Source organism: Kitasatospora sp. LaBMicrA B282 (assembly GCF_050325825.1).
In the GTDB taxonomy this organism is placed as follows: domain Bacteria; phylum Actinomycetota; class Actinomycetes; order Streptomycetales; family Streptomycetaceae; genus Kitasatospora.
Map to the genome: position 1 here is coordinate 24,244 of NZ_JBNQTI010000080.1, position 13,067 is coordinate 37,310.

Consider the following 13,067-nt stretch of genomic DNA (forward strand, 5'->3'; position numbering starts at 1 on the left):
AGGGGGGGGGGGGGGGGGGGGGTGTTTTAGGGGGGGGGGGGAGGAAGAGGGTGAAAGTTTTGGGAGGCCACCCGAAGAGCCGCCCCCCGGATGGTTCACCATCCGGGGCACTGCTGTTTTCGGCCGCTACTGTGGTCCGGTGCGCCTGGGATACCTGTCGGTGGCGGCCCCGGGCGGGGCGCCGAACGAGGACTTCGTGCTGGCCGGCGAGGATTTCGTGCTGGTGCTGGACGGGGCCACCCGGAGCGCGCCGGAGACCGGCTGCCGCCACGACGTGGCCTGGGTGACCCGCCGGCTGGGCCTGCGCCTCGGGCAGCTGCTGGTGGAGCAGCCGGAACTGACCCTCACCGCGGCGCTGCGGGCCGCGATCGAGCGGGTCCGGGCGCTGCACGCGGACACCTGTGAGCTGGATCACCCCGACAGTCCCTCGGCCACCGTGGCGGTGGTCCGCGAGCGGGCGGGACGGCTGGAGCACCTGGTGCTCTGCGACTCACCGGTGCTGATCGAGCTGACGGACGGTCGGCTGGTGGTGGTGCACGACGACCGGGTGGACCGGCTGCCCGCCTACGACCTGGCGACGGTGGCCCGGCTGCGCAACACGCCCGGCGGCTTCTGGGTCGCGAGCACCCGCCCCGAGGCCGCCGACCAGGCGCTGACCGGCGCCCACCCGAGTGCCGAGGTGGCCCGCTTCGCGGTGCTCAGCGACGGCGTCTCGCGCCTGGTGGAGCGGTACGGGTGGTCCTGGCGGCAGCTGCTCGACACGCTGGCCCGCCAGGGGCCGGGCGGGGCGGTCCGGGCGGTGCGGGCGGCCGAGCTGGCCGCCGGGCCCGGTGACGGGCGGGGCAAGCGCCACGACGACGCGACGGTGGCCTTCGGGTACCCCGGTCCGGGGGTCTGAGCCGGCCGGCGGGTCGCGGGGGCCACGGCGCGGCGTCAAACCGTCAGCAGGGTCCGCCGGTTGAGCCGCCGCTGCCCGGTCTCGAAGCGGACACGGGTGTGTATCATCGGCCGCATGGCGGTTTGGCCAGCCGACCGCCGGTTGATACGTGCACATTCGAGGACTCGCAGTCCGCGGCCGCCCGATCGGGCAGTCGGCTGCCGGGTCCGCTCCCCACGCTGAGAAGGACGAGGTCCCGCGGTGAAGAAGCTCCTCCTGGTCGCCCTGGTCGCCCTCGGCGGCTTCTTTGTCTACCGTCAGGTCCAGGCCGACCGTGCCGAGCAGGACCTGTGGACCGAGGCCACCGACCCGATCCCGGCCGGTCGCTGACCCCGGCACGCCGGTGACGGGAGGCCCGGGCGGCCTCCCGGCCGCCTCCCCGTCCGGTTCCCGGTAGCAGCGGGCCGGACGGTTGCTCCAACCTGGTCGGCGGACCCGGTACGCTGTTGTCCGACGGCGCCCGGTGCACCGTCGCGGGGCTTTAGCTCAGTTGGTAGAGCGCTGCCTTTGCAAGGCAGATGTCAGGAGTTCGAGTCTCCTAAGCTCCACAGTTCCGACGCCGATGGCCGGCCTGGTTCCCACCAGGCCGGCCATCGGCGTCTTCGGGGCCAGGGGCCCGCGGCGGGCCCCTGCGGGGCCTCGGGCCGGTCGGCCGGGGCCTCACAGGGCCTCAGGCCAGTCCGGGGCCCTCCTGGTCCTGGTCCTCGCCGTCGGGCGCCGCCGCGGGGCCGGAGCCGTCCACCGGGGCGTCGGACCCGTCCGGGCTCGCCGGGTGGGTGGTGCGCAGCGGGTGCTGCACCTCGGGCGGCTCGATCAGCCACTCCGGCTCGCTCTGCCGGCGCCACCACTGCCAGAGCAGCACCCCGCCGCCGATCGCCACCGCGCCGCCCACCGCGAGCGAGGTGGCCACCACGTTCCGCTTGGCCTTGCGGGCGTTGTGCGCGGCCAGCCGGTTGACCTGCTCGGGGCTGACCTGCCCCTGCAGCACGGTGAGCGCGGCGGCCCCGCGGCTCTGCGCCTGCTGCACGGCGGGCCCGGCGGCCGCCTTGGCCTCCTGCAGCCGGGGCAGCGCCTGGGCGGTGGCGCGGTCCGCCGAGTGCTTGGCGGCCAGCGCGGCCTCCTGGGCCCGGTGGACGGCCCGCAGGGTGCCTTCCTGGGCCTTCGGCGGCAGCGCGGCGAAGGCGTGCTCCATGTGCGGCGCGAGGTGCCGGGTGTAGCCGACCCGGGCCGAGTGGGCCGCCTGCCGGGTGCCCGTCCTGGCCTGTCCGGCCGCGCTCCTGGCCTGCTCGGCCGCCGCCTCCAGCCGCGGCGCCAGGGCCTCCAGGGCCGGCCCGAGGCGCTGGCGGGCCTCGTCGGCGTAGTGCGCGGCGTTGTCCTTGGCGCCGACGGCGTACGGCGCCAGCGAGTCCAGGGTCTTGCCGGCCGTCTCACGTGCGGTGTCCAAGTGGGTCGCCAAGCGGGTCACGGGGATCCTCCTCCTGGGTGGCATCCGTTAAGCACATATCCAGCTGTTTCGAGATCATGCATCCCGATCTGTCCGTTCGCATGGCAGGCTGCGCCGTCTGCACCGTCCGGTGGGGCGCGCGGGCCCCCAGAGCGGCTCCCGGTACGCGATCACCGGCATGGGATGATGCGACGGTCAGATTTGAAGAAGATCCACCGCAGTGAAGAAGGAAGGCACCCATGGCCGAGGAACTGTTCGCGACTCTCAAGACCAACCAGGGCGACATCGTGGTCAAGCTCTTCCCGAACCACGCGCCCAAGACCGTGCGCAACTTCGTGGAGCTCGCCGAGGGCGGCCGGGAGTGGGTCCACCCGGCGACCGGTGCGAAGACCACCGACAAGCTCTACGACGGAACGATCTTCCACCGCGTGATCGCCGACTTCATGATCCAGGGCGGCGACCCGCTGGGCCAGGGCATCGGCGGCCCGGGCTACAAGTTCGGCGACGAGATCCACCCGGACCTGGCCTTCACCCGTCCGTTCCTGCTCGCCATGGCCAACGCCGGCCCGGGCACCAACGGCTCGCAGTTCTTCATCACGGTCGCCCCCACCGCCTGGCTGACGGGCAAGCACACCATCTTCGGCGAGGTCGTGGACGAGGCCAGCCAGCAGGTCGTCGCCAAGATCTCGGGCGTCAAGACCGGCCGCAACGACCGCCCGGTCGAGGACGTCAGGATCGAGTCGGTGGAGATCACCCGCAGCTGACTCCTGTGACGGCCGCCTCCGCGGCAGTAGCCTTGACGGTCCCGGTGTCCCTCCGCAGTGGAGCGGCGCCGGGATCCGTCATGAGGAGGACGACCCGGATGGTCCAGGACGAGGCCGCGCACGGCGCGCACACCCTGCCGCGCTGCTACCGGCACCCCGACCAGGAGACCGGGATCAGCTGCTCGCGCTGCGGCCGCCCGATCTGCCCGCAGTGCATGGTCGACGCCTCGGTGGGCTTCCACTGCCCCGAGTGCGTGAGCGGCGCCGCCGCCGCGGCCCGGCCCACCCGGGTGCCGACCACCCGGTTCGGCGGCCGGCTGACCGGTGACGGCGCGCTGGTGACCAAGGTGCTGATCGGGCTGAACCTGGCGGTCTTCCTGGTGGCCGGGTACCTGCACAAGCAGCTGGCCGACCAGTGGGACCTGTACAGCCAGGTCTTCCCGACCGGGGCGAAGGCCGGCGTGGCGGCCGGGCCGCACGAGTGGTACCGGCTGCTGACCGCCACCTTCCTGCACGTCCAGCCGCTGCACGTGGCCTCCAACATGCTGGCGCTGTGGTGGATCGGGCCGACCCTGGAGCGGGTGCTCGGGCGGGTCCGGTTCACCGCGCTCTACCTGGTGTCGGGGCTGGCCGGCAGTGCGCTGGTCTACCTGGTGGCCGGGGAGAGCGTGGCCTCGCTGGGCGCCTCCGGGGCGATCTTCGGGCTCTTCGGCGCCACCGCGGTGCTCTACCGGGCGGCCCGGCAGCCGCTCGGCCCGGTGGTCGCGCTGATCGTCTTCAACCTGGTGATCACCTTCTCGGTGCCCGGGATCGACTGGCGCGCGCACGTCGGCGGCCTGGTGGCGGGCGTGCTGACCGGGATCGGGCTGATGCACGCGCCGCGGGCCAACCGGAACCTGGTACAGGCCGGCGCGGTGGTGCTGATGCTGGGCGTGGTGCTGGCCATGGTGCTGGTGGAGTCGGCGCGCCTCACCGGGTGACCCGGCGCCGCCCGGCAAGCTGTTCGGTTGTCCACAGTCCGCAGCGGGTTGCGCACAGGCGGTGCGAGCGACCCCGTGGAATATCCGGGTCTACGCGTGTCCAACTGCGGATTCGACGACCTTTTCGGCGCTGCTGCCGGTTCCGGGCGGGGCTCGGGTCGGATACCGGCCGGAAGGTTATCCACAGGACGGGTCGACTTTTCCCCACTGTGGATAACCGTGTGGACAAGCATTTGATATGACGAATTCCGGCCCGAGGGCCGAACCGGCAGCTGCGCTGCCCGGCCGGAGGGCCCGGCGGCGGGCAGCAGAACGGACCGCCCCACCGTCACGGTGGAGCGGCCCGTGGGCCGAGCTCAGCCGGCCGTCACTTCCACTGGGTGGAGACGCCGAAGCCCGCCGCGATGAAGCCGAAGCCGACCAGGATGTTCCAGTTCCCCCAGGACTGCACCGGCCAGCTGCCGCTGGTCACGTAGTAGGTGACGATCCACACCAGTCCGATCAGGAACAGGCCCAGCATCATCGGCGCGACCCAGCCGCGCCCGGAGCTGAGTTTGACGGCGGTCGCCGTGGCCGGCGGGGTGTAGTCGGACTTCTTGCGGAGTCGAGACTTCGGCACGAGGGGCTCTCCTGTCGATGCGCTGTGAGACCGCGCAGGGTGCAGCGGGGCGGGGCGGCTTGTGGGGACCGGGTCCGTACGGCACAGGCTCCGCACATGCCACCGGCGTCCGTTAGCGTAGTGGTTCGCCGGGTCGGAAGGAGATAAGGGTACGGTGCCTAATTCCTCGATTTCCGGTGACGTTCCCCCGGAGCCCACCTCCCGGCGCCCCGGTTCGACCCGAATTGTCGGGCGTGCCCTCACCGGAGGCGTCTTCGCACTGGCCGGCGTGCTCTTCTACCTGAGCGCCCACGCGGCGCACGGGATCGACCTGCGCACCGACAACTCGCTGCTGCAACTCGGCGACGTGATACAGCAGCGCAGCGACCAGAACCGGCAGACCCAGTCCGAGCTCTCCGCCCTGCAGCAACACGCCGACCAGCTGGCCGGCGGGCAGGGCCGAAGCCCCGCCGACACCCAGCGGCTCGCCACCCTGCAGCAGCAGGTGGGCCTGGACCCGGTGCAGGGCCCCGGCCTGACCGTCACGCTGAACGACGCCCCGCCGGACGCCACCGCCCGGGTCCCCGGCGTGCCCGAGCCGGGCGTCAACGACCTGGTGATCCACCAGCAGGACATCCAGGCCGTGGTCAACGCGCTGTGGCGCGGCGGCGCGACCGGAGTACAGGTGATGGACCAGCGGCTGATCGCCACCAGCGCGGTGCGCTGCGTCGGCAACACCCTGCTGCTGCAGGGCCGGGTCTACTCGCCGCCGTACGTGATCCGGGCCACCGGCCGGGTCGCCGACCTGCGCGCCGCGGTGGACGCCGATCCGGCGATCCGCAACTACCTGCAGTACGTCACGGACTACGGGCTCGGCTGGAAGGTGCAGGAGAGCGGCGCGATGACCCTGCCGGGCTACACCGGCAGCACCGACCTGAACGTGGCGCAGGGTCAGTAACCGCGCCACCGCCCGGTCAGCGCCCGCACGGCCGTGCCCGGCGCGGGGGAAAGATCGGCCGCAGCCGCCGTCGGCCTCACTTTCGAGGTCTACTCTGGTGCCCACGCCCATCACCGAGGGAGCACCATGTACGGCTGGATCTGGCGGCACCTGCCGGGGAACTCCCTGGTGCGGGCGATCATCTCGCTGCTGCTGATCCTCGGCGTCGTCTACGTCCTGTTCCAGTACGTCTTCCCGTGGGCGGAACCGCTGCTCCCCTTCGGCGACGTCACGGTGAACAACGGCTCCGGTGGCGGCGCCGCCGGCTGACCCGTCCCGCCGCGCACCGCCACCCGCCCGGTCGACCTCCCGCCCAGCCCGCACAACCCCGGAGACAGCACGCATGGCCTCGCCCGACACCGCCCCGCGGATCCTCGTGGTGGACAACTACGACAGCTTCGTCTTCAACCTGGTCCAGTACCTCTACCAGCTGGGCGCCACCTGCGAGGTGGTCCGCAACGACGAGCTGACCGTGGAACGGGCCGCGCGGCGCGAGGGCGGGCGGGGCTACGACGGCGTGCTGCTCTCCCCGGGGCCCGGCGCGCCGGAGGAGGCCGGGGTCTGCATCGAGATGGTGCGGCACTGCGCGGCGACCGGGCTGCCGCTCTTCGGGGTCTGCCTCGGCCTGCAGTCGATCGCGGTGGCCTACGGCGCGGTGGTCGGGCGCGCGCCGGAGCTGCTGCACGGCAAGACCTCGCTGGTCGAGCACGAGGACGGTGGCGTCTTCGCCGGCCTGCCCTCGCCGATGACCGCCACCCGCTACCACTCGCTCGCGGTCGACCCCGCCACCGTGCCGGCCGAACTGGTCGTCACCGCGAAGACCGCCAGCGGTGTCATCATGGGCCTGCGGCACCGGGAACTCCTGGTCGAGGGCGTGCAGTTCCACCCCGAGTCGGTGCTGACCGAGGGAGGGCATCGGATGCTGGCCAACTGGTTGGCCGAGTGCGGCGACCCGGAGGCGGTCGGCCGCTCGGCGGGCCTCGCCCCGGTGATCGGCCGGGGCTGAGGCCGTGACGGCGGTGCGCCCGGAGGGGCGCCAGGAGACCTATCCGCAGGACCCCCAGGGGGGCTACGCGCCGTACGGGGGCGTGCCCCAGCAGGGCGCGCCCGGCCAGGGCGCCTACCAGCCCGCGCCGGGCCAGCAGACGCCTTATCAGCCCTACCCGCCGGCTCCCGGCCAGCAGCCGCCCTACCCGCAGCCGCCGTACCAGGCCGCGCCGGGCCAGCCGCCGTACCAGGCCGCGCAGGGTCAGCAGACGCCCCACCAGCACTCGCCGTACCAGCCCTACCCGCCGGCCGCCGGCCGGCAGCCGTCCCACCAGGGCGTGCCCCACCAGGTCGCGCCCGGCCACGGCGTGCCGGGCCGGTCGCCCGAGCCCGTGGAGCCGGACGGCTGGGGCGTCTACGACCCCGCCCAGACCGAACAGCCGGCCTACCCCTGGTTGGCCGACCAGACGCTGCAGCTGCGGAAGATAACGGTGCCGGGCGAGGCCGCGGGCGTCGCGGCACCGTCCGCCGAGCCCCGCCGCGCGAGCGGCCGGGTCTCCGTGCGTTCGGGCAGCGGGCGCCGCCGGGCCACCGGCCGGCGCGGCCCGGTGGTGCGCCCGAAGGAGCGCAAGCGGGTGCTCGCCGCCCGCGCGGTCGGTGAGCTGTTCATAACGCTCGGCATGGTGATGCTGCTCTTCGTGGCCTACCAGCTCTGGTGGACCAACGTGCAGGCCGATGCCGCCGCCAACGCCACCCGCAACCAGCTCGAACAGCAGTGGAACAACCCGGTCGTCACCCCGACCCCGGCCCCGGGGCAGTCCGCCGCGCCCGCGCCGACCTTCGCCCCGGGCAAGGGCTTCGCGATCATCCACATCCCGAAGATCGGTCTGACCGACCCGGTCGCGGAGGGCACCGACACCACCACTGTGCTCGACCACGGCCTGGTCGGCCACTACACCGGCACCGCGATGCCCTCCGACGCCGCCGGGAACTTCGCGGTGGCCGGCCACCGCACCACGCACGGCCAGCCGTTCAACCGTCTGGCCGAGCTCTCCCCCGGTGACAAGATCGTCGTCGAGACGCAGACCACGTACTACACCTACGAGGTCGAGGGCGGGATCCCGGAGACCAACCCGCACAACGTGACCGTGCTCAACGCGATCCCCGGCGGATCCCCGTTCACCCAGGCGGGCCGCTACATCACGATGACCACCTGTACCCCCGAGTACAGTGCCCGAGGGAGGCTGATCGTCTTCGGGAAGATGGTGGGCGAGCAGCCGCGCAGCCAGGGACAGCCCCCGGCGCTGACGAACGGTTAGCCACCGGCGCGGCGCCGCACCCAGCTCGAGGAGCGGAGCCGCCGTGACGGAGCAGTGGCAGCAGCCTACGGTCGGCCCGGAGGCCGACCCCACGGTCGGCCCGGCGGGCGGCGGCACCCCGGAGCGCCGCCCGCGCTCGCGGGGGGCGCTGGCGCTCGGGGTGCTGGGGGAGTTGCTGATCACCACGGGCCTGGTGCTGGCGCTCTTCGTCGGCTACTCGCTCTGGTGGACCGACCTGGTCGCCGACCGCCAGGCGGACCGGGCGGGCGACCGGCTGCGCCACTCCTGGACCGCGCCCGCGGCGCCCGTGGTGCCCTACCAGGGCGGCGCCGGCCTGGGCTTCCTGCACGTGCCGGCGATGGGCCGGGACTTCCAGGTGCTGATCAAGATGGGCACCACCCCGGAGGTGCTCAACCAGGGCGTCGCCGGGGTCTACGAGGAGCCCTACCGGGCCGCGATGCCCTGGGACGCGACCGGCAACTTCGCACTGGCCGCGCACCGGGACGGCCACGGCGCGAAGTTCCACGACCTGGACGCGGTGGAGCCGGGCGACCCGGTGGTGGTGGAGACCCGGGACAGCTGGTACGTCTACCGGATCGACGCCACCCTGCCGGAGACCACCAAGTACGACACCGGGGTGGTCGCCCCGGTCCCGCAGGGCTCCGGCTACACCAAGCCGGGCCGCTACATCACCCTGACCACCTGCACCCCGGTCTACACCTCGCGCTACCGGATGGTGGTCTGGGGCAGCCTGGTCCGGGTGGACCCGGTGGACGCACGACGGACCCCGCCGCCCGAACTGCGGGGCTAGCGGGGTCCGTGGTGGTGCTGGGCCGGGCCGGAGGGTGCTCAGGAACCTGAGGGTGCTCAGAACCCGAAGGGGAAGGGGTCAGTTCCCGTTCCCGGTCGAGGGTGCTTGTCCGGGGAAGGAGAAGGGCGGGGAGCCGAAGGCGCCGCCGATGGGCCCTTTGGTCGAAGCATCACCAGGCTTCGTGGTGAGCGTGATGCTCGCGTTGGGGTCGACCAGGGTGTTCGGCGGCGGGTTCTCCGAGGTGACCACCGCGTTGTTGTCGCTCGGGCCGGAGAAGGTCCAGTGCTGGAAGCCGGCCTTGCTGAGCGCCGCGGTGGCGTCCTTGACGTTCATGTTGGTGACGTCGGGGAGCTGGACCTGCGAGGGCTGGGCGTAGATCGTCAGGGTGACCTGCGCGCTCTTCGCGGCCTGGGTGCCGGCGGGCGGGTTCTGCGAGGCCACCGTGCCGGGCACCTGGCCGGCGTTGGTCGACGGGGTGGTCTTCGAGGTGCTGTCGATCGAGGTGAAGCCCTGCTGCTGCAGCGCCTGCACCGCGGCCGCGGTCTGCTGGCCGACCACGTTGGTGATCGCGATCTTGCCGGCGCCCTGCGAGATGGTGATGGTGACCGTGCTGCTCGGCGCGGCCTGGGTGCCGGCCGGCGGGTTCTGCGAGATCACCGAGTTCTGCGCCACCGAGTCGCTGTTGGCGTAGGTGGTGCTGACCTGGAAGCCGGCCTTGGTCAGCGCCTGCGAGGCGGCGTCCGCCGTCTGGCCGGTGACCGAGGGGACCGGGCTCTGGCCGGGGCCGCTGGACAGCTGCACGGTGATCTGGCCGTTGGAGGCCACCTGGGCGCCGGCCGCCGGGTTCTGCTGGCAGACCAGGTCCTTGGCCACGTTGTTGCAGGGGATCGGGTCGCCCTGGGTGACGGTGAGCTTGCTGCCGGCGGCCTTCGCGGCGGTGGTGGCGTCGGCGATGCTCTTGCCGGTCAGGTCGGGCGCGGAGATCTGGGTGGGCCCGCCGGAGCCGGCGCCGCCCTTGAACATCGCGGAGGCCACGAAGAACGAGCCGACCAGGACCAGCACGGCGGCGACCGCCAGGATGATCCAGGAGGTGTTGCTCTTCTTCGGCGGCTCCTCGCGCCGGCGGCTGCGCGGACCCTCGTCGTAGCCGCCGCCGTCGTTGCCGCCCGGGTAGCCGCCGTCCTCGTAGCCCTGGTGGTAGCCGGGCTGGCCCTGCTGGTAGCCCTGCTGGCCGACCGGGGAGAGCATGGTGGTCGGGGCGGAGCCGGGGCCGGCCGGCGGCATCATGCTGGTCTGGCCGTAGGGGTCGTGGTCGACCGGGTTGCCGTACTGGTCGTAGCCGTAGCCGCCCATGCCGTAGGCGGCCGCCTGCTGGGCGGCGGCGACCGGCAGGCCGTCCAGGAAGCGCTCGATGTCGTCGCGCATCTCGTCGGCGCTCTGGTAGCGGTAGTCGCGCTCCTTGGCCAGGGCCTTGAGCACGATCGCGTCGACCTCGGGGCGCACCTCGGGGTCGTAGACCGAGGGCGGCTGGGCCTCCTCGCGGACGTGCTGGTAGGCCACCGCGACCGGCGAGTCGCCGACGAACGGCGGGCGCACCGTGAGCAGCTCGTAGAGCAGGCAGCCGGTCGAGTAGAGGTCGGAGCGGGCGTCCACGGTCTCGCCCTTGGCCTGCTCGGGCGAGAGGTACTGGGCGGTGCCGATCACGGCCGAGGTCTGGGTCATGGTCATCCCGGCGTCGCCCATGGCGCGCGCGATGCCGAAGTCCATCACCTTGACGTTGCCCTGCCGGGTGAGCATCACGTTGGCGGGCTTGATGTCGCGGTGCACGATGCCGGCCCGGTGCGAGTACTCCAGGGCCTGCAGGATGCCGATGGTCATCTCCAGCGCGCGCTCGGGCAGCAGCCGGCGCCCGGAGTGCAGCAGCTCGCGCAGGGTCGAGCCCTCGACGTACTCCATCACGATGTACGGGATGGAGATGCCGTCGATGTAGTCCTCGCCGGTGTCGTACACGGCGACGATCGCGGGGTGGTTGAGGGAGGCCGCGGACTGGGCCTCGCGGCGGAAGCGGGCCTGGAAGGACGGGTCCCGGGCCATGTCGGCCCGGAGCGTCTTCACGGCGACGGAGCGGCCGAGCCGGGTGTCATGGGCGAGGTAGACCTCGGCCATGCCGCCGCGCCCCAGGACGCCGCCGAGCTCGTACCTGCCGCCGAGGCGACGAGGCTCTTCCATAGTTGCGACCCTCTCCCTCACCGGCCGGTGAGGATATGACGTTGGTGTCCCCGCACGTTTCAGTAGTGACGCCGCGCTCGTCACGGTGGTTCTGTGACGTCCGTCCACGGGCCCCGGCAGGCCGGGGCACCGAGCCGCGGGCACACCCGCTGCTGGCGGATACGCTACCGGTCAGTGCCAGGACAACTCGACACGCCCGCCAGCTGAGACCAGACCGGTATCCGATCGCCGGGCACCGATCGCCCAGTATGACCGAATCGGTCAGTGGCCGACCACGGCCTGCATGATCTGCTTGGCGATCGGGGCCGCGATGCTGCCGCCGCTGATCTCGTCGCTCTGCGCGGCACCGTCCTCGACCACCACCGCGACGGCGACCGGGATGTCGTTGCCGACCTTGGCGTAGGAGACGAACCAGGCGAAGGGCTTGCCGGCGTTGTCGACGCCGTGCTGCGCGGTGCCGGTCTTGCCGCCCACCTCGACGCCGGGGATCTGGGCCAGCTTGCCGGTGCCGTTCTGCACCACGTCGACCATCATGGTCTGCAGCTTCTGCGCGGTGGCGGGGCTGACCGCCTGGTCCATCTCCTTCGGGGAGGTCTTGGAGATCACGGTGCCGCTGCCGGACTTCTCCTCGTCCACCAGGTACGGCTGCATCAGCTTGCCGTTGTTGGCGATCGCGGCGGCCACCATGCACATCTGCAGCGGGGTGGCGGCGGTGTTGTGCTGGCCGATGGCGTCCATCGCGGTGCCGTCGGGGGTGGAGTCGCTGGGGAAGGTGCTGGCGGCCGAGCGGATCGGGGTGTTCACCGTCTGGTTGAAGCCGAACTTGTTCGCCTGGGCGAGCAGCTTGTCCTCACCGAGGTCGGCGCCGAGCTTGCCGTAGACCGTGTTGCAGGAGATCTCCAGCGCGTACTTCAGGGTGGCCTGACCGCAGTTCTCGCTGTCGCTGTCGTTGTGCAGCACCGTGTTGGTGCCCGGCAGCACGTAGGTGTCCGGGGTGTCGGTCTGGTCGTCCGGGTTCTGGTACTTGCCGGTCTCGAACGCGGTGGCCGCGGTGACCAGCTTGAAGGTGGAACCCGGCGGGTAGGTCTGGCGCAGCGCCCGGTCCAGCGTCGGCGCGCTGGTGTCGCTGTTCAGGCTGTTCCACGCCTTCTGGTCGGCGCTGGTGTTGCCGGCGAAGGTGGACGGGTCGAAGGACGGGGTGGAGACCAGGGCCAGGATCGCGCCGGTGCGCGGGTCGATCGCGATCGCGGCGCCCTTCTTGTTGCCCAGGCCCTGGAAGGCCGCCTGCTGGGCCTTGGCGTTGATCGTGGTGACGACGTCGCCGCCGGACCGCTTGCCCCCGGTGACCGCGTTCCAGGTGTTGTTGAAGAAGAGCCGGTCGTCGGTGCCGCCGAGCACGCCGTCCTCCAGCGACTCCAGGCCGTTGGAGCCGAAGACCTGCGAGGAGTAGCCGGTGACCGGGGCGTACAGCGGCCCGTTGGTCCAGCCGGTCTTGTACTTGTACTTGTAGCCGTCGGTGAACGTCGAGGTGGTCATCGCCTGGCCGTCGGCGGTGTAGATGGTGCCGCGCGGGTAGGAGTACTCGTCGTAGGTGGCCCGCATGTTGTGCGGGTTGGTGGCGTACGAGTCGGCCTGGACGACCTGGATCCAGTTGGAGCGCAGCAGCAGCGCGAGGATCAGGACCATGCAGAAGACGGAGACCCGTCGAATGGGCTGGTTCATTGAGACGCGGTCCCCTCCTCGGTGTGCGGTGCGCGCGGCGCTGAGCCATTCAACCGCACGAACCTTCACGCGCCCGCCGCGCGGGTCGGTTCCCGGACGGGCCCGGGGGTCCCGGGACGGGGTGCGTCCCGGGACCTGGCTGACGTCGGGTCAGGGGCAGTCCTTGGCCAGCTGCTGCTCGTCCGCGGAGAGCGGCGGCGGGCCGGCCGGGGTGGTGGGCGCGGCCGGCGAGGGGCTGGCCTGCGGGGCCGGGCTCGCGCTGGTGCCCGCGCCGGAGCC

General features: G+C 72.3%; 13 protein-coding genes and 1 tRNA gene. 10 read left to right on the forward strand and 4 right to left on the reverse strand.

Annotated elements, in window-relative coordinates; genetic code table 11:
- Positions 1 to 139 precede the first annotated feature (139 nt).
- The 3 genes from ACQRUO_RS22090 (at position 140) to ACQRUO_RS22100 (ending at position 1,485) form a co-directional block, all read left to right on the forward strand.
- Positions 140 to 898: a protein phosphatase 2C domain-containing protein gene (locus ACQRUO_RS22090; RefSeq protein ID WP_428317741.1), complete on the forward strand. Its 759-nt coding sequence runs from the start codon at positions 140 to 142 to the stop codon at positions 896 to 898.
- A 240-nt stretch (positions 899 to 1,138) separates the two neighbouring features.
- Complete coding sequence (locus ACQRUO_RS22095) at positions 1,139 to 1,267, forward strand: DLW-39 family protein (protein ID WP_211786189.1); 129 nt, start codon at positions 1,139 to 1,141, stop codon at positions 1,265 to 1,267.
- 145 nt (positions 1,268 to 1,412) lie between these two features.
- Positions 1,413 to 1,485, forward strand: a tRNA-Ala gene (locus ACQRUO_RS22100).
- A gap of 122 nt (positions 1,486 to 1,607) precedes the next feature.
- Here ACQRUO_RS22100 and ACQRUO_RS22105 read toward each other — a convergent pair.
- Positions 1,608 to 2,402, reverse strand: a complete 795-nt coding sequence (locus ACQRUO_RS22105; RefSeq protein WP_428317742.1) for a DUF5324 family protein — start codon at positions 2,400 to 2,402, stop codon at positions 1,608 to 1,610.
- A 218-nt stretch (positions 2,403 to 2,620) separates the two neighbouring features.
- On the opposite strand from ACQRUO_RS22105, the gene ACQRUO_RS22110 reads away from it, so the two are divergent.
- Together ACQRUO_RS22110 and ACQRUO_RS22115 are read left to right on the forward strand one after the other, a co-directional pair.
- A complete protein-coding gene (locus tag ACQRUO_RS22110; RefSeq protein ID WP_428317743.1) occupies positions 2,621 to 3,145 on the forward strand; it encodes a peptidylprolyl isomerase in 525 nt (174 codons plus the stop codon).
- 80 nt (positions 3,146 to 3,225) lie between these two features.
- Positions 3,226 to 4,125 carry a rhomboid family intramembrane serine protease gene (locus tag ACQRUO_RS22115; RefSeq protein WP_428317744.1) on the forward strand — a complete coding sequence of 300 codons (900 nt, stop codon included), beginning with the start codon at positions 3,226 to 3,228 and terminating at the stop codon, positions 4,123 to 4,125.
- Positions 4,126 to 4,492: 367 nt separating this feature from the next.
- On the opposite strand, the gene crgA is transcribed toward ACQRUO_RS22115, so the two are convergent.
- Positions 4,493 to 4,744, reverse strand: coding sequence for a cell division protein CrgA (crgA, locus tag ACQRUO_RS22120; protein WP_428317745.1), 252 nt, complete (start codon positions 4,742 to 4,744; stop codon positions 4,493 to 4,495).
- Positions 4,745 to 4,898: 154 nt separating this feature from the next.
- On the opposite strand from crgA, the gene ACQRUO_RS22125 reads away from it, so the two are divergent.
- The 5 genes from ACQRUO_RS22125 to ACQRUO_RS22145 all read left to right on the forward strand — a co-directional run bounded on the left by ACQRUO_RS22125 (position 4,899) and on the right by ACQRUO_RS22145 (position 8,837).
- On the forward strand, positions 4,899 to 5,681 hold the full coding sequence (locus ACQRUO_RS22125; protein WP_428317746.1) for a DUF881 domain-containing protein: 783 nt from the start codon (positions 4,899 to 4,901) through the stop codon (positions 5,679 to 5,681).
- Positions 5,682 to 5,807: 126 nt separating this feature from the next.
- Positions 5,808 to 5,990, forward strand: coding sequence for a hypothetical protein (locus ACQRUO_RS22130; protein WP_428317747.1), 183 nt, complete (start codon positions 5,808 to 5,810; stop codon positions 5,988 to 5,990).
- 73 nt (positions 5,991 to 6,063) lie between these two features.
- Positions 6,064 to 6,726 (forward strand): aminodeoxychorismate/anthranilate synthase component II, encoded by a 663-nt coding sequence (locus tag ACQRUO_RS22135; RefSeq protein WP_428317748.1) that lies wholly within the window; start codon positions 6,064 to 6,066, stop codon positions 6,724 to 6,726.
- A 4-nt stretch (positions 6,727 to 6,730) separates the two neighbouring features.
- Entirely contained in the window at positions 6,731 to 8,026 is a 1,296-nt protein-coding gene (locus tag ACQRUO_RS22140; protein WP_428317749.1) for a class E sortase, read from the forward strand.
- Between the two features lie 43 nt (positions 8,027 to 8,069).
- Positions 8,070 to 8,837 carry a class E sortase gene (locus ACQRUO_RS22145; RefSeq protein ID WP_428317750.1) on the forward strand — a complete coding sequence of 256 codons (768 nt, stop codon included), beginning with the start codon at positions 8,070 to 8,072 and terminating at the stop codon, positions 8,835 to 8,837.
- A gap of 78 nt (positions 8,838 to 8,915) precedes the next feature.
- Here the strand turns inward: ACQRUO_RS22145 and pknB are convergent, their stop codons facing one another.
- Positions 8,916 to 11,066, reverse strand: a complete 2,151-nt coding sequence (pknB, locus tag ACQRUO_RS22150) for a Stk1 family PASTA domain-containing Ser/Thr kinase (protein WP_428317751.1) — start codon at positions 11,064 to 11,066, stop codon at positions 8,916 to 8,918.
- Positions 11,067 to 11,327: 261 nt separating this feature from the next.
- Positions 11,328 to 12,788, reverse strand: coding sequence for a peptidoglycan D,D-transpeptidase FtsI family protein (locus tag ACQRUO_RS22155; RefSeq protein WP_428317752.1), 1,461 nt, complete (start codon positions 12,786 to 12,788; stop codon positions 11,328 to 11,330).
- Positions 12,789 to 13,067: the final 279 nt, after the last annotated feature.